This is a genomic window from Agrobacterium sp. DE0009, from assembly GCF_007680755.1.
GTDB lineage: Bacteria > Pseudomonadota > Alphaproteobacteria > Rhizobiales > Rhizobiaceae > Agrobacterium > Agrobacterium tumefaciens_B.
In genome coordinates this window covers 22,878-44,190 of record NZ_VEIU01000011.1, presented here as the reverse complement: position 1 = coordinate 44,190, position 21,313 = coordinate 22,878, and the positions used below count along the sequence as shown (strand labels likewise).

Sequence of the window (21,313 nt, the reverse complement as noted above, 5' to 3'; positions counted from 1 at the left end):
TGGGTTTTACAATTAATCGTAACAGTCAACTCGACACATGCAGCAGCCGCCATCGCCAAGAGGCCTACGCGCTAGTGATCTCTCACAGCTACATCTTCTTTCTGTCACGAAGATGACTAACAGTCGGGTTCCATAATTTCCAATTGTATATTCTAAAGACTCCGATATGCTGAGCTTATGATTTCCCTATCGATGAAACACCTCCGTTATTTCGACTCGTTGGCAAAGATTGGCCATTTCGGGCGCGCAGCGGAAGCGTGCGCCATCTCTCAGCCTGCACTTTCTTTGCAGATCCGGGAACTGGAGGATTTGATCGGTGCGCCGCTTGTCGAGCGTGGCAGCCGCCAGATCAGGCTGACCACCCTTGGTGAAGAATTTGCCGAGCGTACGCGGTCGATCCTGCGTTCTGTGGATGAATTGCAGGATCTGGCGCGCGCCGGTCAGGGCCCGCTCAGCGGTCGGCTGCGGATCGGGGTCATCCCGACGGTCGCGCCCTATCTGTTGCCGCAGGTCATCAAGACGCTGACCCGCCATTATCCGGACTTGGAAGCTCGGCCGCGTGAGGCCGTGACGCAGAAACTTATTGAGGACTTGCTCGAAGCCCGGCTCGACATGGCGATCGTTGCCCTGCCCGTCTCGGAACCGGCGCTCGAGGAGGTTCCGCTGTTTTCGGAAGAATTCATTTTGGTGCGTCCTTCCGAGGACGAGGGAATGCCGGTACCGAGCGCTGACAAGCTGGGCGAAATGCGGCTTTTGCTATTGGAGGAGGGTCATTGTTTCCGCAACCAGGCCCTTTCTTTCTGCAGCACGACAAACGCGCCGCCACGGGTGCTGATGGAAGGCAGTTCGCTCTCGACACTTGTTCAGATGGTTGGTGCCGGAATAGGCGTGACACTCATTCCCCAGATGGCCGTCGATATGGAGACGCGGCAATCCTCCGTATCGGTGTTCCGGCTGGCGGAGCCGCGTCCATCACGCACAATCGGCATGGTGTGGCGCAGGAGCAATCCGCTTTCGGCGCAATTTTCCCATATTGCGGAGATCGTTCGCGACTGTGGTCTGCAGAAAGTTCAGGGCGGAGCCGTCCCTACCCGATGAAGCTCGGCAGAGCGGGGTACACAAAGCCGAGACAACAGGCGATTCTGATCCGCCTCTTTCGGCTGCTGACGATCTAGGTGGAACGGCAGCTTGCGGCTTACAGCTTTCCGCCGCTTTCTCGTTTACTCTTGCCTTTCGGGCGGAAATCGACCAGCAGCGATTTCAGTTCAATATCCCGGACGCGCCTTGCCGCTTCATCGGGGCGTAGCCATTCCGAGACGCGTTGTCCGCGTTCCTTGAAACTGGCGTCAGCCTCAGTCACTTCGATCTGAAACACATCCACCATGCAGGGCACGACATCGCCGTTATCGAGCATCTTCAGATACGTATAGCGGCCGACGGCGTCCTTCCTGACGCGGCCGCGCACGCCCGCCTCTTCCCAAGCTTCGATCGCTGCTGCCTGGTGCGGCTTCTTGCGTTTCATCGGCCAGCCACGCGGAATGATCCACCGTCCGCTGGTCCTGGAGGTGACCAGCAAAATCTCAACGCCCTCGCCATCGGCGGCATAACGGAAGCACAAGGCGGCATATTGCTGCCGAAAAGCGCCGGTGAAGAGCTTTTCGGGAACCGCAGCCAGTTGCTGGAGTAAGGTCAGTGGACGAGCCGGTCGGGATTTGCGGCGCTTCTTTGATGATTTCATATCCGTTGATAGTGCTGATTTTCCGGGTTGCATCAATGCCCCGCGTGGATTTATGACAGTTTTATGACAATCACCCCCAACAACTAATATAGCGCCATTGAGGGCCAATTCGCATGATGAGTATTTTTCGCAAGCTGATGCCGCGCGAGGACCGTTTCTTCGACATGTTCAGCAAACATTCCGAAACCGTCATCAAAGCGGCTGAAGCCCTTGACCAATTGCTGAGCGGGACAGACGTCGACAAGAACTGTGAGCTGATCGTTGCGCTCGAACATCAGGCTGATGACATTACCCGCGATGTGCTTCTTGCCGTCAGACGCAGCTTCATCACGCCATTCGATCGTGGCGACATCAAGGACCTCATCCAGTCGATGGATGATGCCATCGACATGATGCACAAGACCGTCAAGACAATCAGGCTTTTCGAACAGAGCGAGTTCGACCCGCTTATGAAAGAGATGGGCCATGAGATCGTGCGTGCAGCTGGACTGATCGCGGAGGCAATCCCGCTTCTCAACAAGGTCGGTGCGAATGCGCAACGCCTGTCGGCGATCGCCGAAGAGGTGACGCGGGTCGAGGGCCGCTCCGACGATCTCCATGATCAGGGGCTGAAGGATCTCTTCCGCCGCCATGGTGCGACCGGCAATGCGATGGCCTACATGATCGGCAGCGAAATCTATGGCGAACTCGAAAAGGTGGTCGACCGGTTCGAGGATGTGGCCAATGAGATCAGCGGCATCGTGATCGAGAACGTGTGATGGATGTCGCACTCGCCTTGCCGCTGCTTGTCGGCCTCATTGCCATCGCATTGTTCTTCGATTTCCTGAACGGCTTGCACGACGCCGCCAATTCCATCGCCACCATCGTTTCGACGCGCGTGCTGCGGCCGCAATATGCAGTCGCGTGGGCGGCGTTCTTCAATTTCATCGCCTTTCTCTTCTTCGGCCTGCATGTGGCAGAGACCCTCGGCACCGGCATCATCGATCCGGCCATTGTCTCACCGCAAGTCATCTTTGCGGCCCTCATCGGCGCCATCGTCTGGAACATCGTCACCTGGGTTTTCGGCATACCGTCCAGCTCGTCGCATGCCTTGATCGGCGGCCTCGTCGGGGCCGGCCTTGCCAAGGTGGGCTTTAATTCCATCGTCTGGTCAGGCCTATTGAAGACGGTTGGCGCGATCTTCATGTCGCCGGCCATCGGGTTCTTTCTGGCGCTCATTCTCGTACTGGCCGTGTCATGGCTTTTCGTGCGGCAAACGCCGTTTGCCGTCGACAGAACCTTCCGCGTGATGCAGTTCATTTCCGCCTCGCTTTATTCACTCGGCCACGGCGGCAATGATGCCCAGAAAACCATGGGCATCATCGCCGTGCTGCTTTTCAGCCAGGGGCATCTTGGCGAAAGCTTCTATGTCCCGTTCTGGGTGGTGATTTCCTGCCAGTCTGCCATGGCGCTTGGCACACTGTTCGGCGGCTGGCGCATCGTGCATACGATGGGATCGAAGATCACCCGGCTCAACCCGATGCAGGGGTTCTGTGCCGAAACCGGCGGTGCGCTGACCCTGTTCGGCGCCACATGGCTCGGTATCCCTGTTTCGACCACCCACACCATCACCGGCGCGATCGTCGGCGTGGGTGCGGCCCGCCGTGTCTCGGCGGTGCGCTGGGGGCTAGCAGGCAATATCGTTATCGCCTGGGTGGTCACCATGCCAGCGGCGGCACTGATCTCCGCTTCGGTTTACGGACTGACCTCGCTCTTCAGCTGACATGTGACAAGCTTGGAAAGGGCTCCCGGAACAAAAGCTTATCGAGGCTGTTTGATCCGGGAGTTCAAAAAACAGGCGGATTTTCATCATGGCGCGGCAGGTTTTCTGGAAGGGTTATCTCAAACTGTCGCTGGTCACCGCATCGGTTTCGCTGACACCGGCAACGACGGAAAGCAATAAGGTTCGGTTCCACGTTCTCAACCGAAAAACCGGCAACCGCATCGAAAGCCGCTATGTCGATAGCGTCACTCACAAGCCGGTCGCCGCCAAAAACCAGGTAAAGGGTTTTCCCCGCGGCGAAGACGATTACGTTTTGCTGGAAGACGACGAAATCGACGCCGTGGCGCTGGAAAGCACCCGCACCATCGATATCAAGACCTTCGTTCCCAAGGGATCGATCGACTGGATATGGTACGACCGACCTCATTTTCTGCGCCCGGAAGATAAAATCGGCACTGAAGCCTTCAGCGTCATCCGTGAAGCGATGAAGGCGAACGACGTTTACGGCATAGCACGGCTCGTTATTTACCGCCGTGAAAGAGCCGTGCTCCTTGAGCCATCGGGAAAGGGCATTATCCTCTGGACCCTGCATTACGGCGAGGAGGTCAGAGACAGCATCGATGCGCTGGAACCAAAGATGAAGATCGAAAAGCCATTGCTGCAGGCGATGGAAAAACGCATCGGCAAACAGGTGACCGGCTGGAAGCCCACCCTCGTGCAGGACCCTATTCAGAAGAAGATCAAATCTCTTTTGAAGTCAAAGGGCGACGAGGTCTCCTCCTCGAAAAAGAAGAGCAGCAGCAAGCCTAAGACCGGCGGCAATGTCATCAACATCATGGATGCGCTGAAGAAAAGCATCGCCGCCGAAAAGCGAGGCTGAAGTCTGTCCGGCTCTGCATAGCGAGACAGTCATTAGCGCTTAGCGGCCTTTCTTTGGCAGCGGTGCGGCAGCGGCGAAGAAGCCATCCCAGGGGTCTTTCTTCAACTTCGACAGGCGCGCGCCGATGTTGTTGACGGTAAAATAGGCGGGCCCTATGTCGGCGGTCAGTTCCGACCATTCCAATGGCGTCGAGACCGCAGCGCCCGGGCGCGCCCGCGTCGAATAGGCTGCCACCGCCGTATTGCCCCTGCCATTTCGGAGATAATCGATAAAAATGCGGCCCTTGCGTTTCGCTTTCGTGGCCACGGCAAGATATTTATCCGGCTCGGCCTTCGACATCTCCACCGCCATTGCCTTGGCAAAGGCCTTGACCGGCGCCCAGCCCGCCTGCGGCTTCAAAGGTGCGACGACATGGAGGCCCTTCCCACCGGAAGTTTTGACGAAGGCGGCCAAGCCCGCTTCCTCAAAACGCCGCTTCAGCTCGTGCGCCGCCGCGATCACCTCTTCCCACGTGACATCTTCGGCTGGGTCGATGTCCATGGTGATCATATCGGGTTTTTCCCAGTTGGCAGTTGTCGCCCCCCAGGGATGGATTTCGAGCGCCGCCGATTGCACGAGCGCCATCATGCCATCGAAATCAGTGATGCGGATCAGAGGTTCACCGCCTTTATCCTTGGGGTCCTTGATCTGCTCGATGGCTTTATTGATGCCACGCCAGGCATGTTTCTGGAAAAAGCGCTGGCCCCCGATACCCTCTGGGCAACGCAGCAGCGCCAGCGGTCGGTCGACGACAAACGGTGCGATATACCGCCAGACCTGCGCGTAATAATCGGCGAGCCCCTCCTTCGTTACGCCGTCATCCGGCCAATAAAGCCGGTCCGGATGGGTGAACTTGACCGACGATTGCGGCGCCTTGGTATCGGACACGGCTTTCTCCTCGCGTTCGATTTCTCCTGCGGGCTTGTCTTCGCGCAGGCCCCGGAATGAGGCGTGACGCAGATTTCCATCGCCTGACCAAGCGCGAAACTCCACCTCGGCCACCAGTTCCGGCTTCACAAAGTGAAGATCGCGCCGGGCGAGCGCGGTAAGCTTTTCGCCGAAGGGGCTCTCCTTTTGCTGAAGCGGCTTCAGCCGCCCGAACAGCATCTCGGCCATTTCCACCGTGTAACCCGTGCCGACACGACCGACATGTCGCAATTTGCCACTTTCATAGACGCCAAGGGCGAGCGACCCGATTGCCTGGTCCGACGTGGACGAAACCGTATAACCGCCTATGACGAATTCCTGCCGCATCGAGCATTTAGATTTTACCCACTCGCCCTTCCGGCCCGACACATACTTGCTTGTCTTGACCTTGGAGATAACCCCCTCGAGGCTGAGCCTGCACGCGTGGTCGAGAACGAGCCCGCCGCTCTCTTCGAAATGCTGGCTGTAGCGGAGATGGGGGTCGCCGGCCGGCAGCAGTTTTTCGAGCAGGGCTTTTCGCTCAATGAGGGCGGCACCGCGCAGATCGCTGCCATCCAGATACAACAGGTCGAAGGCATAAAAGACGAAGCGATCGCTGCGGCCTTCACTCAGATCCTGTTGCAAGGCGGAAAAGTCGGAAGCGCCACTGTCGCGCTCTACGACTATTTCGCCATCAATGAGGGCAGTCTCAGCCGGCAGCGCTTTAAATGCCGCCGCAACCGCATCACCAAACTTCTCCGTCCAGTCCAGGCCGCTGCGGGTCAGGAATTGAAGTTTGCCATGATCGAGGCGGGCCTGCAGGCGGTAGCCATCAAATTTGATTTCGTGCAGCCACCGGTCTCCCGCGGGCGGCTTTGGTTTCAGCATTGCGAGCGCTGGCTGCACGAAGGCCGGCAAGGCTTGTTTGCGCGCGCCTTTGGGCAGCGCATGCGCCTGTTTTTTACCCGAGGTCGATCCGACAGCCTTCTTTGACACCGGCTTGGAATTCCAGGTATCTTTTGGCTTGGCCGCAACCTCCTCGACGCTTCGCCCGGTCTTTACCGATTCCGGTCGTTCCTCCAGAATATCTGCACCGCCATTATGTCTGGCCTCCGCATCATCACCTTTGATGAGCAGCCAGTTCTCGCGGCTTTCCCCCGGCTTTCCGTGCATACGCACAAGATGCCAGCGGCCTTTCAGCTTCTCGCCTTCAAGTTCGAATTCCAGATGGCCCTTGCGGTAGCCTTTGCGCGCATCACCGATCGGCTGCCAAACGCCACGGTCCCACACGATAACTGTGCCGCCGCCATATTGACCCTTCGGGATGACGCCTTCGAAGTCACCATAGCTGAGAGGATGGTCCTCTACATGCACGGCAAGCCGTTTGTCTTCGGGATCGAGGCTCGGGCCGCGCGTTACCGCCCAGCTCTTCAGCACACCATCCATTTCCAGGCGAAAATCATAGTGCAAACGGCGGGCGTCGTGCTTTTGCACCACGAAGCTTGAACCCTCCTGTCCCGCCTCAGTGCCTTTTGGCTCCGGCGTCTTATCAAAACTGCGTTTGGCGTTATAAGTCTGTAAGCCCATGGATCAGCTCGCTTTCCGGGAAGTCTTACGGCTTCCCGCTGTCGTTTTTTTCCTGCTGCCCTTCTCTTCGCCGGCGCTACGACGCAGCGCCTCTTTAAGATCGATAATGTTGTCTTCCTTGCGCTGTGGCGGCTTTTCGATCTTGCGACCTTCGATCTTGGCTTTCACCAGCTCCGCCAGCGCATCGTTATACCGGTCGCTATAGTCAGCGGGATCGAAGGCTCCAGCCCGCTTTTCGATGATGTGGCTGGCGAGTTCGAGCATCTCATCATCGAATTCGATATCGGGGATGGATTTGAAAACAGACGTTTCGGAACGAACCTCGTAACTGAAATTCAGCGTCGTCGCGACGAGTGCCTTGCCGCTGGGCCGGATGAGCAGCACGCGATTGCGGCGGAAAAGCACCGCTTCACCGAGCGCCGCCACCTTTTCGTCGTCCATTGCTTTTGCAAGAAGCGTCAGCGCTTCCTCCCCGCCCTCGCCGCTTGGAGCCAAATAGTAGGACTTGTCGAAATAGAGCTTGTCGATCTCGTCACAGGGGAGGAAGTGTTTGATGCGGATGACCTTGTCGCTCTCCGGCATCAACTTTGCGATTTCGTCTCCCTCGATAATGATGTGATCACCATTGTCGAGCTCATACCCTTTGACCTGATCGTCGCGAAGAACCGGCTCACCCGTATCGCTATCGACATATTGTCTCTCGACGCGGTGGCCGGTCTTGCGGTTGACGATATTGAAGGCAATTTTCTCGGCAGAGGTCAGCGCGGAATAAAGTCCGACCTCACAGTTGAAATCGGCGAAGGAAATATGTCCCCTCCAGCTGGCTCTACGGTTCATGTCCGCCGTTCCTCCTCCCGTCTGTGCGCCGACGCCTCCCGGCGCCGATCCCCGGCCAGAATGCGTTCGATGGCAGGCAGATCCGCTTCCGCTAGAACCGGCACCGGATCAGATGCCATGGCTTCGAGCACCTCTGGCGAGAGCCCGCCATTGCGAATGACCCACTCCATAGCCTCACGCGTCTGGCGCTCGGCTTTCAGCTGCGCATAAAGCGCCAGTATCAACCGGTCGCGGACATCAAAGCTTTTCAAAGCCCTGTCTGAACGTTCTGCCTGCCGTTTCATGTCGACACCCTCAAAGGTCGTCTAACGACTGCGCGGGACTGCCTCAGGCAATTCCCCTGCCGCCGGTTACGCCATAAACCTCACCATTGATAAAGCTTGCATCCTGCGAGGCGAGCAGAACGTAAACTGGCGCCAATTCCACCGGTTGTCCCGGCCGGCCAAAATCGCTGTCCTTGCCGAAATTTTCCACCTTCTCGTCCGGCTGACCGCCGCTCGGCTGAAGCACGGTCCAGAACGGGCCGGGAGCAACGGCGTTGGCGCGCACACCCTTCTCGATCAGCTGTTTGGCGAGCGCCTTTGTGTACGCAACGATGCCGGCTTTGGTGGTCGCGTAGTCCAGGAGGATCGCGGAGGGTTCATAGGCCTGGATGGAAGCGGTGGTGATGACTGAAGAGCCAGGCTTGAGATGGGGGGTCGCCGCCTGCGCAATCCAGTGCAACGCATAAAGGTTGGTCTTCATGGTGCGGTCGAAATCGTCGGTGGAAAGCTCTGCGATATCTTCACGAAACTGCTGCCTTGCGGCGTTGATCACCAAAATATCGAGGCCGCCAAGATCACCGACTGCTTTCTCTACGAGTTCACGGCACCAGGCCTCGTCGGTGATGTCGCCGGGAAGCGCGACCGCCATGCGGCCTTCCGCCTCGATGAGGGTGACGACTTCTTCTGCATCGGACTCTTCCTCCGGCAGGTAGGATATCGCGACGTCAGCGCCCTCTCTTGCAAAGGCGATGGCGACGGCACGACCAATGCCGGAGTCGCCGCCGGTGATCAAAGCCTTGCGCCCCGTCAGCTTGCCTGTGCCTTTGTAAGTTTTTTCGCCGTGATCTGGAAACGGCGTCATGTTCGTGACGAGACCCGGCATTTCCTGGGTAGGTGTCGAAAAGGGTGGGCGCGGATACTGGCTGCGCGGGTCCTGCGGCTCGAGGCGGTCTGTCATCTCGGTCTCTCCCATCGATAGAGGTTCATCCGAGGCGCGCTGACAACGAGGAAGGACACCCCGCCATGCTGATCGCTGTTTGCGATTGGGCAACCGCAGCATCAACGCGCCACACGCCACCCTAACGATCTGACTTCGCTCTCGTTCCAAAGATTATCGAGACGGGGGTGACGACGGCTTCCTGTCGCCGCCGCCATCTCCATTAAACGGATTGTTGCTTCCGTGCGGCGCTTTTGACAACCTGGGTCGGGGCCACATCCGGCTTTCCGAAAAGATAACCCTGGGCCTGCGCGCAGCCCTCATCGACGACCATGCGATATTGCGCGTCCGTTTCAATCCCCTCTGCCGTTACCGGCAGATCAAGGCTGCGGCCAAGGCCAATAACGGCGCGAACGATCGCACGGGCGTTGTCATCGTCACTCATGGCGGCGATGAAACTGCGGTCAATCTTGATCTTGTCGAAGGGGAAGCTCTGCAGGTTGCTGAGCGACGAGTAACCGGTGCCAAAGTCATCCATGACGATGGCCACACCGAGCGCTTTCAACTGATTGAGAATGATCAGCGTCGTTTTGCGGTCTTTCAGCAATGCCGCTTCGGTAATCTCCAGCTCCAACCTGTTGGGTGAAAGCCCGGTCTGCATCAGTACCGTGCAGACGACATGGCCGAGATTGGCCAGCGAAAACTGCAGCGGCGATACGTTGACCGCGACCTTCAAATGCGGCGCCCACCCGGCTGCCTGACGGCAGGCCTCACGCAGGACCCATTCGCCAAGCGAGATGATGATGCCGCTCTCTTCCGCAATCGGAATAAAGACATCCGGTGGCACGGCCCCGCGTGTCGGGTGCTGCCAGCGCACCAGCGCCTCATAACCGACGACCTGGCCACATTCGACTGACAGGACCGGCTGATAATTCAGCACCAGTTCGTCTCTGTTGATGGCAAGGCGCAAATCCGTTTCGAGTTGGCGGCGCTCGCGCGCTTCCTGATCCATGACGGGATCGTAAAAAGACAAGATGCCTCGCCCGCCCAACTTGGCGCGGTAAAGCGCGAGATCAGCGGCATGCATGATGCTCTCCTGATCGTGTCCATCCCGTGGAAACACGGCGATGCCGATGCTGACGCCGACCGCCGTCGGATCGCTGGCGACATTCATCTTCACCGCGAACATGCCGAGGACCGTCTCGGCCAGCAGACGCGCCTCCTCCGCTCTGGTCTGCCGGGTCGTCAGGATCACGAACTCATCGCCGCCGAGGCGGGCAACCACGTCGCCTAGCCTTGTGCATTCATCGAGAATGGCGGCAACCTTTTTGAGAACGCGGTCGCCTTCGGCATGGCCGAATATATCATTGACGGCCTTGAACCGGTCGAGATCGAGCGCAAGCAAAGCGAACTCATCCTCCTGGCTGCAATTCTCGATCTGCTGGTGAAGGCGGGTCTGGAACATGGTGCGGTTCGCAAGACCGGTGAGAACGTCGTGGCGCGCGAGATATTCGATTTCACGTTGCGCCTGCCGCTTTTCCGTCAGGTCGCGAATGGCCATGACTTCACAAGGGTGGCCGCGATATTCGATCGTACGCACGCTCAGTTCAAAGACCTGCGTCTGCCCGCCCCTTTCGCGGATCGCTTCCACGGGCACATCGCGCGGCAGATAGGCTGGCTCTCCATCCACCGCCTTGAACAAATCGTCAGGGTTGCGACCCACCAGTGATGCTTCGTCCCGCCCAAGGAGCCCCGCAAACCGCGTGTTCAACTCGACGATACGCCCATCGCGGACGACGGCAAGACCATCGAGTGTTGCGTCGACCAGCCCTTTGAGATCGACGAGGTAACGATCAACGAGTGCCGCAATCGCTGTGGTGGCGAGGATGAGGAAGGTGACGCCTGATATAGCTGCGATCATGATCAATCGGGCGACGTTGTCGGGATCCGGACCTGCAACGGACGGATCTGGTATCAGCACTGTGGCCGACATAGCGGTAAAATGCAAAGCGCAGATGCCTAAGATGGCCGCACTCGCCGGCGCGGCAATACGTTTCCAGGAGGAGAGCCGATGGAAGCAGTGAAAGGCGAGAACAAAAACAGCCCAGGCGACCACAAAACCACCGAGCACCGCCCCCCATCGATAGCTTATCGTCGCCGCGACATCCATGCCGGCCATGCCGACGAAATGCATGATGGCAACCGAAAGCGTAATCAGCGTACCGATAACCGCGGCGCGAAAGCGAGCCGTAACTCGTATCATGAGCGCCAGCCAGAAACCAATGACGGCGAGAACGGCCGACAGCGCTGTGAAGGCGAAGTCATAACCGATCGGAACCGCACCTTTGTAAGCAAGCATGGCAACAAAGTGCGTGGCCCAGACACTCAAGCCCCCGGCGAAGGCGGCAACCACCACCCAATAGGGCTTACGGCCAGCCGAACTTTCCTCAGCGCGCAAGAGAAGGTGGAAAAAAGCAAACATGCCGAGCAGGCAGATTATTGCAGAAAGCAGAACGACCAAATGATCGTGCTGGACAGCAACGCATTCCAATACCGTGAACATGATGCACTCTCCCAGCCTCTGAAGAACCGCTCACGGTGGCACTATGGGAGTGCTTTATTTATAAATCTCTAATACAACCATCGATAATTGTTTCAATATTTTTTCGCGTCGGAAAATCGCGCTGAGCCCGGCCCGTCGAAACGGTGTGTTTTCGGCGGGCGGGTCTCAAATGATGGAGCTGATATTCTTATTTCCAGCTTTGATAGTCGGCCGCCGCGCAGCCGAAAGGTGCCGGCCCATCGCCGAAACGCTCCTGCAGTCGGGCGCAGCCCCATTCGTTGAGTGCAGTCGGCAGCATGTTGTTGATATCCATGCCGGGCGAGGTGAATTGCGATGGGGCGCTGGTGACGTACCATAGCCAGTAGCCCATCACCGCAACGAAGATCACGGCTACGATGGCGACGAAGGTAAGCAGCCTGCGCGCCAGCCCCGGCCCCTTCCTCGTCGCCGCAGCTTGGGCCGCTGCTGCTTCCTGAGTTTCACTGACGACGACCGGAGAAAGCGACGCGAGAGCCTCCGCCCTTTCCGCGTCCGTCATCTCGATCTGCGTCAGTTGATCATCGAGCAGGACAGGCAGCGGGCTATTGCCTTGCAGAACCGCGAGCGCCACATCGTGCTTGCCTGTATGGTCGATGACGACGGGAATGCGGCCCCGCTCAAGATAGGCAAAGGACTGACGCTTGGTCTTCGCCTCCCTGACCGTATCCGAAAAAGTGACGAAGAGACGGCTGCGTTTTTCCGCGACGGCCGTCAGGGCGACTGGGATAGCAGTCAACGGCGCCGGACGCCTGAGCCCAAGGCGGACACGCAAAACGCGGATCAGGGTAAATAGCATCGCCAGGGTGCCGAACCCAAGCAGGGCGACAAACACGCCGAGCGTGATGATGCGGTTCCACAGCATATCGAGGCCGAGAGAAATCGTCGCAAGATCCGGATTTTTCGCTGAAATGACCAGGCCGGTTTCATAATCGCCAGAATGGAGGTCAACGAACATCACCTCGACATCCTTTTTGTAACTCATCCCTTCATGGGTGTAGGAAAGATTTGCCTTGCAGGTCGTAAAGATTGCCTTTCGCGTTTTGCAGCTACCGCTGATATCGCCGTTCTCGATCTCAACTGGGTCCTTGCTGATCCGATAATCGCGCATAACGCCCGGCCCTTCTGCAACAAGCATCACGACGAGGATTGCTACAAGCACGGGTACGGAGAAATAATAGGCGGCCGGCACCGAAATGGCGCCACGCTTCAGCGTCAAAGGCCGCGACGGAAGTTTTATTTGTGCAAGGTTCATGGTCGACAACGCATTTCTTGGGAGTAGACGGGCAGAGCCTGCGACTCTCACCAGGTGGAGAAGATTGCTGTCGGTCGGTCTAAACCGATCAACTTCTCGAGAAAACCCCCTGAAATTACGGGATAAAGTTGTAAACTCTTTCCCGGCCTGCTTGTAGGGACCGCAAAGTTTAGGAAGAGCTCAGTGCAGGTGCAGGAATGCTCCTGAGGCCATCCATGAATAAACGGGCGGTCAAGCCGCCCGTCTATTGTTTTAGAGCCTGCTGATGTTGTTCAGTCCTTGGTGACGTTTTCAAGCCGGGTCGTCTGGCTGGGATGGCCTACATAATCCTTGACGCGCGTATTCAGCACGATCGGCTCGAATCTCTCGAACATCGGCAGCACCGCCGGATTCTGCGCAACGAACATCTCCTGCATCTGGGTGTAGATTTCCCCGCGCTTCTTGGCATCAGGCTCGAGCGACGCCTTTGCCGTGAGCGCGGTCAGTTCCGGAATGTCCCAGGCCGAGCGCCAGACAAAATTGCCGGCGTTGTTGGCGGCAAGCGAGTTGTCCGGATTACTGGAGAACTGTTCCATCGAGCCCAAAACATTCGGCATGTAGGCTCCGGTCTGCGGGATGAGCAGATCAAAATCCCGCGCGCGGTGCGCGGCAATCACGTCCGAGCCGTTACCCTGCTGGATATTGACCTTGATACCAATCTGGCTGAGCGTGGCCTGAATGGCAGTGGCAAGGTCGATGCGCGGCGTCTGCGCGATCGTCTTCAGATTGAGCGTGAAACCGTTCTCGTAGCCGGCCTCCTTGAGGAGCGCTTTTCCCTTCTCCACGTCGAGCTTCCAATCCGGGCTCGGAATGGCATACTCGAAATTCTCTGGTACCGGCACCGTGCGCGCCCGCCCGTAGGGACCCATGATGGTTTTTTCCATGCCCTTGTAGTCGATGCCGTAGGCGATCGCTTCGCGGACCTTGGGGTTGGACAGGGGCTCCTTGCCGGCATTCATGGACAGGACGTAAAAACCGCCCGTCGGCACACGCTGGATCTGGAAACCGTCCTTGTTGTTGAAGGTCGCAAGATCCGCAGCCGTCAGCGCGCTGGCGATGTCGATATCGCCGCGCTCCAGCATCAGGCGTTCAACCTGGCTTTCCGGCACATGCCGCACGATGACGCGGCGCATTTTGGGGCTGCCGGCCACATAGTCCTTATTCGCCTCCAGAATGATGATCTCATTCGGCGACCAGCGGTTGAGCGTGAACGGGCCGGAGCCGGCCGAATTCGTTCTCAGCCATGCATTCCCCCAGTCATCATTGACCTCGTGGGACTTCAGTTCCTTGCTGTCGACCACGCTGGCAATGACCATGGCGAGGCGATAGAGCAGCAATTCCGAAGTCGTTTCACCCGAAAGATCGACGCGAACCGTATTTTCATCCGGAGCACTTACCAGCTTGTCGATATTGTCGGCATTATAGCCCACGCGCTTGAGGTTCGCTGCGGCCGCCTGGTTCATCTTCAGAAGGCGGCTGAGCGAATAAACCACATCGGCCGAGGTCACCGGGTTACCGGAGGCGAAATTAGCCTCGCGAAGATGAAAGGTGATGCCTTTCTCATCAGTTTCCCAGCGCTCGGCGAGCTGCGGTGAAACCTTGCCGGAACCGTCCACCGAGATCAGGCGATCATAAAGATTGGCCATGATTTCGTTGGCTTTTGCCTCGGTGGCCTGATGGGGGTCGAGTGACAGCACCTGGGCCAGCGACGTGCCGATAACCAGCTGGTCATTGGGGGTTTTGGCCGCGACGGGCGATCCCTGCACGAGCATAGCGCCAAGAACGGTGGTGAATGCGAGACGGATCAACGTTTTTTTCATACCTGCTCCTCCTACAGATCGGTAATTGATGTTCGGGAAAAGCCGCGACGCAGCGTGGCGTCGCGGGCCAAAACGGTCAAAGATGTTTGTTCTCAAGTGCTTCGATCAAGGCTGCGATGTAGCCGTAGCAGAAGGCGAATGCGACGCCGACGGGATCGCGCCCGGCAATCGTCGGCACATGGTCCGGCATGATCATGTAGCGATAACCGAGTTCGTGATAGAGTTTCAGGGAGTGCACCATGTCCATGTCTCCCTCATCGGGGAAAGTCTCCATGAAGGACAATTTTCCGCCGCTGATGTTGCGGAAGTGGACGTTGAAAATCTTGTCGCGGCTGCCGAACCAGCGGATGATGTCGTCGATCTCTTCGCGCGGATCATCAAGCATCTCGCCGATTGACCCCTGGCAGAAATTCAGGCCGTGATAAGGGCTCTCCCGCATCTGAACGAACTTCTTCAGCCCATCGACTGTTCCGAGCACACGGGTGACGCCCCTGTAGCCCGGCGGTGTATAGGGATCATGGGGATGGCAGGCGAGACGCACCCTGTTGCTTTCAGCAACCGGCACGACGCGTTCGAGGAAGTAGTCGATGCGTTCCCAGTTCTCGTCTTGGGACAGAACGCCGGCGAGGCCCGGGGCGGCATCGTGGTCTGCCTTGTCCCAGCGCCAAGCCTCGTTGAGAGAACCGCCACGGCCGCGCTCCATCTCCGTGCGCGGAATGCCAATGAGGTTGAGATTGTATTTCGCGGCAGGAATTCCAGCCCTCGCGATATTTTCGATCATCGTGCAGACGGCATCGATCTGCCGGTCACGATCTGGACCGGCAAGCAGGATATCGGGATACGACGCCTGCTCGATGGGCCGGGACGGCAACGGCAGTTGCACCATATCAAGGAAAAGGCCAAAGCTTTCGACCTTGTCACGGTGGCGCTCGAAATCCTCGAAAGTCCAGCTCGCGGGTGCTCCGGGCGGATCCGCGCTGATGTTTTTGACGCCGAGCTGCGCCCAGACCTTGTAATCCTCATCATCGCGCGCAGCAACCTGGGTGCCGACATACATCGATTCTCTCCTCTCTCCATGCAAGTCATCATATGACATCGCATGAAATAAGATGAGTGTCGAGATGCTATTGCGCCTCCGAGAGCAGCCTGTATCGCCGTTGGCTTGCCAGCATGTGTTCACGCATGGCTTTTCGGGCTGCATCGGGATCCTGCTCGACGATGGCGCGCAGGATTGCCTCGTGCTCGGCCTGGACTTTGCGAAGATAATTCGCGTCGCCGGTTTCAGGCAGCGTTGGGAACTGCCCACGTGGTATCGAGCGTGAACCGAACTGGCGCAATGCCTCCAGATAGAAGCGGTTATTGGTCGCGGTCGCGATGGCCGAATGGAATTCGTAATCCGCATCGACAGTCGATTCGCCAGCGTCGATGGCACGGGCCATTTTCCGGTGCGCCGCCGAGATTGCCGCTTCCTGCTGGGCCGTCCGGCGATAGGCCGCGATCGCCGCCGCCTCCCCTTCCGTTGCCAGGCGGAACTCCAGCATTTCCAGCGTCTCGGCAATGGTGCCAACTTCAGACTGCGTCAGCTTCACGCCGGCCCATTCACTGTCGCTACTGACAAAAACCCCCTTGCCCTGGATAGGGACGACGTAACCGGCGGAACGCAAATCGGCAATCGCTTCGCGGACCACGGTCCGGCTCACGCCATAAGCGCGTTCCAATTGCGGCTCCGTGGGAAGCTGGTCGCCATTTTTCAGTTTTCCACTGCGAATTTCTGCGCTGAGATTATCGATGATCTGTTGCGCCCGCCTCTCCCGCGGCCTCGCTTTGTCGCCAATCATGCCAGTCTTCCCTCTTGCAGAATACGAATCCCTTCGCTACTCATATTATGACATTGCGGCACGTCATATGTTTTCATGTTAACTCAGGGAGGGGTTGGGATGAAGTACCATCAAGAGTTTTTACAAAAGAGAATTGCGCGTCTGCGGCGAGCAGCGGGCAAAGGGCCGGCCGCTGACGGATTTCTCTCAAGAAAGTGCGGCCACCTATGACGGAGATTTCACTGCGCGGGCTTGGACATCGTTTTCTGCAACTGATCGTCAGCCTCTTCATCCTGCTCTGCATCACCTTCATCATAGGCCGTGTGATGCCGACCGATCCGGTCGGAGCAATCGTCGGCGAGCTTGCCGATCCAAAAGCCTATGAGGCCATGAGGGCGCGGCTTGGCCTTGATCTGCCACTTTATCAGCAGTTCTTCATTTACTTGCGTGGTCTGCTGCATGGGGATTTCGGTATCGCGATCCTGACGGGCAATCCCGTGACGCGCGATCTGGCGCAGGCCTTCCCCGCAACCTTCGAACTCGCGACGCTGGCGATCATCATCTCGACGATCATCGGCGTTCCCCTCGGTCTTGCCGCAGCCCTGTTTCGCGATACGTTCATCGACAAGTTCGCGCGTGTCTTTGCGCTGGTTGGACATTCGATACCTGTCTTCTGGTTCGGCATTGTCGGGCTCGTCATTTTTTATGCCAGTCTCAATCTTGTCGGAGGGCCCGGCCGGGTGGACGTGTTCTACGAGGGTCTTGTGGAACCCAGAACCGGCCTGATGCTGGTCGACAGCCTGCTTGCGGGCGAGACGGAAATCTTCTGGAACGCGCTCGGGCATATCATCCTGCCGGCCGTCATCCTTGCCTATATGGCCATGGCCTATATCACCCGCATGACGAGGGCCTTCACCCTCGAACAGCTGAGCCAGGACTATGTCATCGCGGCGCGGGCAAAAGGTGTCAGTCCCGCACGCACGATAACACGCCATGTACTGCCCAATATCGCCGTGCAGCTCATCACCGTTCTGGCAATTTCCTACGGCAATCTGCTGGAAGGCGCCGTGGTGACCGAGATCGTCTTTTCCTGGCCGGGCATCGGCCAATACATGACCAATGCGCTGCTCATCGGCGACATGAATGCAATCCTCGCCGCCACGATCGTCATCGGCTTCATATTCATGTTGCTCAACTTCCTCGCCGATCTGGCCTACACCACGCTTGATCCCCGCACACGGGAGGCCGCACGATGACCGATATCGCGCAAAACAATACCGTTGATCGCCCCGGCGTCCTGTCGCGCCTGTCGACCACAACCGTGCGGACACTTAGAAAGCTCGCAGACGAGCCACTTGGGATGTTCGGCTTCGCCATTCTGGCGGTTCTGGTTCTGGTCGCCATTTTCGCTCCGCTCATTGCGCCTTACGATCCTGCTCGTCAGGCGCTTGAAAACGCGCTTCAGCCGCCAAGCTGGGCGCATCTGGCAGGAACCGACGAATTTGGCCGCGATATTTTCAGCCGGCTCGTCTACGGCACCCGCATCACCATCCAGACCGTCCTGTCGGTCTCGGTCATCGTTGGTCCGATCGGCCTTGCGATTGGCGTCATGGCGGGTTTCTTCGGCGGGCGCACCGATGCCATCTTAATGCGCGCGACCGATATCGTCCTCTCCTTCCCCTCGCTCGTGCTCGCACTTGCCTTTGCAGCTGCGATGGGAGCCGGTCTCGGAACAGCGATCATCGCGATCTCGCTGACGGCGTGGCCACCGATTGCGCGTCTCGCCCGCGCGGAAGCACTGGTGGTGCGAAACACCGATTATGTGGCCGCCGCCCGCCTCTACGGTGCCTCGCCGCTGCGCATCCTGTTTCTCTATATCGCGCCGATGTGCATTCCCTCGGTCATCGTTCGCCTCACGCTGAACATGGCGGGCATCATCCTGACGGCTGCTTCGCTCGGTTTTCTCGGCCTTGGGGCGCAACCGCCGCTGCCTGAATGGGGTGCGATGATCTCCAGCGGCCGCAAATTCATGCTCGATTACTGGTGGGTCGCCGTCATGCCCGGCATTGCCATCCTGCTGACGAGCCTTGCCTTCAACATCGCCGGCGATACGCTGCGCGACCTTCTGGATCCGCGTCATGCCCGTTCCTGACAGCACTACCATACTCTCGGTACGCGACCTCAATGTCCGTTTTGGGCGCAAGGCCATTTCCGCCGTTTCCAACGTCAATTTCGACGTTGGCCGCGAAAGGGTCGGTATCGTCGGTGAATCCGGTTCCGGAAAATCCACCACCGGCCGGGCCGCGATGCGCCTTTTGCCGAAGAACGCGACAGTGACGGCGGAGAAAATGGATTTTCTTGGCGAACCGCTGCTCACAAAACCCGAACGGCAGATGGGCGCGATCCGCGGCAGCGAGATGGCGCTGATCATGCAGGACCCGCGTTATTCGCTGAACCCGGTGCTGCCCATCGGCAAACAGGTGGCGGAAGCCGCCGAACTGCATCTGGCGCTTACCGGTCAGGCGGCAAGGGCTGCTGCGCGCGACATGCTGCTGCGCGTGCGTATCAACGATCCCGACCGCGTCATGGCGCTTTATCCGCACCAGATATCGGGCGGCATGGGGCAGCGGGTGATGATCGCCATGATGCTGCTCGCCAAGCCGAAACTTGTCATCGCCGACGAACCCACCTCGGCCCTCGATGTCAGCGTGCGCAAGGATGTACTTCTGCTTCTGGACGAGATGGTGCGCGAGAACAATTCGGGCCTGATCCTCATCAGCCACGACATCCGCATGGTGGCTGCCTTCTGCGAACGCGTGCTGGTCATGTATGGCGGGCGCGTCGTGGAAACGCTGACGAAGCTTGAAGATGCGCGGCATCCCTATACGCGCGGCCTGATCGCGGCCATGCCCGATCCCCGCAATCCGGTCAGGCGCCTCAAGGTGTTGGATCGTCAGGCAATCGATGCGGAGGTGATGCGATGATCACGGTAGACAAGCTCGACGTCGTCTACGGCGCCAAGGAAAAACGTAACCACGTCGTACGCGGCGTCAGCCTTACGGTCAACAAAGGCGAAACCCTCGGAATTGTCGGCGAAAGCGGCTGCGGCAAATCGACCTTGCTGCGCTCGCTGGCGGGGCTGGAAGCCGGCTGGACCGGCTCGATAAGCTTTAATGGAAAACCGGTCGGCAAGACCCGCAGCCGCGACGAACTGAAACTGGCCCAGATGGTGTTTCAGGATCCCTACGGTTCGCTGCATCCTCGCCACCGCATCGGTCGGGCACTTGCCGAGCCCATCCGCGCCATGGGGCTTGGCGACGGCTGGTCGAAGGTTCCCGCCGCCCTGCAACAGGTTGGCCTGCCTGCGCATTTTGCCGAGCGCTTCCCGCATGAACTTTCCGGCGGTCAGCGCCAGCGCGTGGCAATCGCCCGCGCGCTGATCCTCGAACCACCGATCCTGCTGCTCGACGAGCCGACATCCGCGCTCGACGTTTCCATCCAGGCCGAAATCCTCAACCTTCTTGCCGACCAGCGCGAAGAACGCGATCTGACCTTTGTTCTCGTCAGTCACGATCTGGCTGTCATCGCCCATATGTGTGACCGCGTGCTGGTGATGCAGAACGGCGTTTTTGTGGATGAGCTGACCAAGGCCGACCTTGAAGCCGGCGTTACCCATGCCGCCTATTCAGGCGAGCTGTTCGAAAGCAGCTTTCTTTGAAATGACCGGCCGCGGAGATGGCAATGCCGCGGCCGGACCTGTCTGGACGCTCGCCGGGTCTCAGTTCAGCCGATTGCCGTTTTCGTCCGAAAACAGATGAATGCCGTCCAAAGACGGGGATATCCTTATCTCCTCGCCGACCGCCTGGCCTATGCGTTCGCGGAAAACGCCGAGCACCCGCGAACCACCCAGGGTCATGGTGACCTGCGTTTCCGATCCCAGCGGTTCGACGAGCAGGATCTCGGCCGGTACGCCCGAGGGATCAAGGGCGAGGTGCTCGGGCCGGATGCCATAAGTCGCCCCTTTTCCCGCAAGAGCGGCGGCAGCTGCCGGCAATGGCAAGACCACACCGCCCGTTTCAAAACCGGCTTGCGATATCACGCCGGGCAGAAAATTCATGGAAGGTGAGCCTATGAAGCCGGCAACGAACTGGTTTGCCGGACGGTCGTAAAGGTCGAGCGGCGTGCCGACCTGTTCGACACGGCCGCCGTTCAGCACGACCACCCTGTCAGCCATCGTCATCGCCTCCACCTGGTCATGCGTCACATAGATGGTGGTGGTCCTGAGTTTCTGATGCAAGGCCTTGATCTCGCCACGCATCACGACGCGCAGTTTGGCATCAAGGTTTGAGAGGGGCTCGTCGAACAGGAACACCTGCGGATTGCGAACGATGGCGCGACCCATTGCAACACGCTGGCGCTGACCGCCAGAGAGCTGGCGGGGATAACGGTCGAGCAATGCGGTGAGACCAAGGATCTCCGCCGCCCAGTTCACCTTCTCGGCGATTTCCTGTTTGCTTGAGCCGCGATGCTCCAGCGAAAAGCCCATATTGGTTGCGACCGTCATATGCGGATAAAGTGCGTATGACTGGAACACCATGGCGATGTCGCGGTCCTTGGGATCGAGATCGTTCACGATCCGCTCGCCGATCTTGAGTTCACCACCCGTGATCGTTTCGAGACCGGCGACCATCCGCAGCAGGGTCGACTTGCCGCAGCCGGAGGGTCCGACGAGGACGACAAATTCGCCATCCCCGATATCGAGATCGACGCCGTGAATGGTTTTTACCGCGCCATAGCTTTTGCGGATGTCGGACAGGGTTACGTTAGCCATCGA

At 58.6% G+C, this 21,313-nt stretch carries 19 protein-coding genes; 8 read left to right on the top strand and 11 right to left on the bottom strand.

Annotated features, from left to right (window positions below; all coding sequences use genetic code 11):
* Positions 1–177 precede the first annotated feature (177 nt).
* Positions 178–1,098: a hydrogen peroxide-inducible genes activator gene (locus tag FS804_RS23330; RefSeq protein ID WP_144579177.1), complete on the top strand. Its 921-nt coding sequence runs from the start codon at positions 178–180 to the stop codon at positions 1,096–1,098.
* Between the two features lie 97 nt (positions 1,099–1,195).
* Here the strand turns inward: FS804_RS23330 and FS804_RS23325 are convergent, their stop codons facing one another.
* Complete coding sequence (locus FS804_RS23325; RefSeq protein ID WP_144579176.1) at positions 1,196–1,738, bottom strand: NUDIX hydrolase; 543 nt, start codon at positions 1,736–1,738, stop codon at positions 1,196–1,198.
* Positions 1,739–1,851: 113 nt separating this feature from the next.
* On the opposite strand from FS804_RS23325, the gene FS804_RS23320 reads away from it, so the two are divergent.
* From FS804_RS23320 to FS804_RS23310, 3 genes are all read left to right on the top strand, one after another.
* Complete coding sequence (locus tag FS804_RS23320) at positions 1,852–2,496, top strand: DUF47 domain-containing protein (RefSeq protein ID WP_063951629.1); 645 nt, start codon at positions 1,852–1,854, stop codon at positions 2,494–2,496.
* Positions 2,496–3,500: an inorganic phosphate transporter gene (locus FS804_RS23315; protein ID WP_063951628.1), complete on the top strand. Its 1,005-nt coding sequence runs from the start codon at positions 2,496–2,498 to the stop codon at positions 3,498–3,500. Before FS804_RS23320 ends, FS804_RS23315 begins: the two co-directional genes overlap by 1 nt.
* Positions 3,501–3,588: 88 nt before the next feature.
* Positions 3,589–4,380 (top strand): Ku protein, encoded by a 792-nt coding sequence (locus FS804_RS23310; protein ID WP_063951627.1) that lies wholly within the window; start codon positions 3,589–3,591, stop codon positions 4,378–4,380.
* Between the two features lie 39 nt (positions 4,381–4,419).
* Here FS804_RS23310 and ligD read toward each other — a convergent pair whose 3' ends face one another.
* The 9 genes from ligD to FS804_RS23265 form a co-directional block, all read right to left on the bottom strand.
* Positions 4,420–6,912, bottom strand: a complete 2,493-nt coding sequence (ligD, locus tag FS804_RS23305; RefSeq protein ID WP_144579175.1) for a DNA ligase D — start codon at positions 6,910–6,912, stop codon at positions 4,420–4,422.
* 3 nt (positions 6,913–6,915) lie between these two features.
* Positions 6,916–7,749 (bottom strand): Ku protein, encoded by an 834-nt coding sequence (locus tag FS804_RS23300; protein ID WP_144579174.1) that lies wholly within the window; start codon positions 7,747–7,749, stop codon positions 6,916–6,918.
* Positions 7,746–8,033, bottom strand: coding sequence for a hypothetical protein (locus tag FS804_RS23295; RefSeq protein WP_144579173.1), 288 nt, complete (start codon positions 8,031–8,033; stop codon positions 7,746–7,748). Before FS804_RS23295 ends, FS804_RS23300 begins: the two co-directional genes overlap by 4 nt.
* A gap of 43 nt (positions 8,034–8,076) precedes the next feature.
* A complete protein-coding gene (locus tag FS804_RS23290) occupies positions 8,077–8,970 on the bottom strand; it encodes an SDR family oxidoreductase (protein WP_144579172.1) in 894 nt (297 codons plus the stop codon).
* A gap of 202 nt (positions 8,971–9,172) precedes the next feature.
* Positions 9,173–11,512, bottom strand: coding sequence for an EAL domain-containing protein (locus tag FS804_RS23285; RefSeq protein ID WP_144579171.1), 2,340 nt, complete (start codon positions 11,510–11,512; stop codon positions 9,173–9,175).
* 187 nt (positions 11,513–11,699) lie between these two features.
* The gene (locus tag FS804_RS23280) at positions 11,700–12,803 is read right to left on the bottom strand and encodes a hypothetical protein (protein WP_144579170.1); all 1,104 of its coding nucleotides are present in this window, start codon (positions 12,801–12,803) and stop codon (positions 11,700–11,702) included.
* Positions 12,804–13,075: 272 nt separating this feature from the next.
* On the bottom strand, positions 13,076–14,614 hold the full coding sequence (locus tag FS804_RS23275) for an ABC transporter substrate-binding protein (protein WP_246665946.1): 1,539 nt from the start codon (positions 14,612–14,614) through the stop codon (positions 13,076–13,078).
* Between the two features lie 124 nt (positions 14,615–14,738).
* Positions 14,739–15,719 carry a mannonate dehydratase gene (locus FS804_RS23270; RefSeq protein WP_144579168.1) on the bottom strand — a complete coding sequence of 327 codons (981 nt, stop codon included), beginning with the start codon at positions 15,717–15,719 and terminating at the stop codon, positions 14,739–14,741.
* Between the two features lie 67 nt (positions 15,720–15,786).
* The gene (locus FS804_RS23265) at positions 15,787–16,500 is read right to left on the bottom strand and encodes a FadR/GntR family transcriptional regulator (protein WP_004444769.1); all 714 of its coding nucleotides are present in this window, start codon (positions 16,498–16,500) and stop codon (positions 15,787–15,789) included.
* A 206-nt stretch (positions 16,501–16,706) separates the two neighbouring features.
* On the opposite strand from FS804_RS23265, the gene FS804_RS23260 reads away from it, so the two are divergent.
* From FS804_RS23260 to FS804_RS23245, 4 genes are read left to right on the top strand one after another with little or no spacing between them, the layout of a single operon-like run.
* A complete protein-coding gene (locus tag FS804_RS23260; protein ID WP_022563795.1) occupies positions 16,707–17,735 on the top strand; it encodes an ABC transporter permease in 1,029 nt (342 codons plus the stop codon).
* Entirely contained in the window at positions 17,732–18,631 is a 900-nt protein-coding gene (locus FS804_RS23255) for an ABC transporter permease (protein ID WP_034497999.1), read from the top strand. The genes FS804_RS23260 and FS804_RS23255 overlap by 4 nt, the downstream gene beginning before the upstream one ends.
* Positions 18,618–19,463, top strand: coding sequence for an ABC transporter ATP-binding protein (locus tag FS804_RS23250; protein WP_144579167.1), 846 nt, complete (start codon positions 18,618–18,620; stop codon positions 19,461–19,463). The genes FS804_RS23255 and FS804_RS23250 overlap by 14 nt, the downstream gene beginning before the upstream one ends.
* A complete protein-coding gene (locus FS804_RS23245) occupies positions 19,460–20,197 on the top strand; it encodes an ABC transporter ATP-binding protein (RefSeq protein WP_144579166.1) in 738 nt (245 codons plus the stop codon). The genes FS804_RS23250 and FS804_RS23245 overlap by 4 nt, the downstream gene beginning before the upstream one ends.
* Positions 20,198–20,257: 60 nt before the next feature.
* On the opposite strand, the gene FS804_RS23240 is transcribed toward FS804_RS23245, so the two are convergent.
* Entirely contained in the window at positions 20,258–21,310 is a 1,053-nt protein-coding gene (locus tag FS804_RS23240) for an ABC transporter ATP-binding protein (RefSeq protein ID WP_144579165.1), read from the bottom strand.
* Positions 21,311–21,313 lie beyond the last annotated feature (3 nt).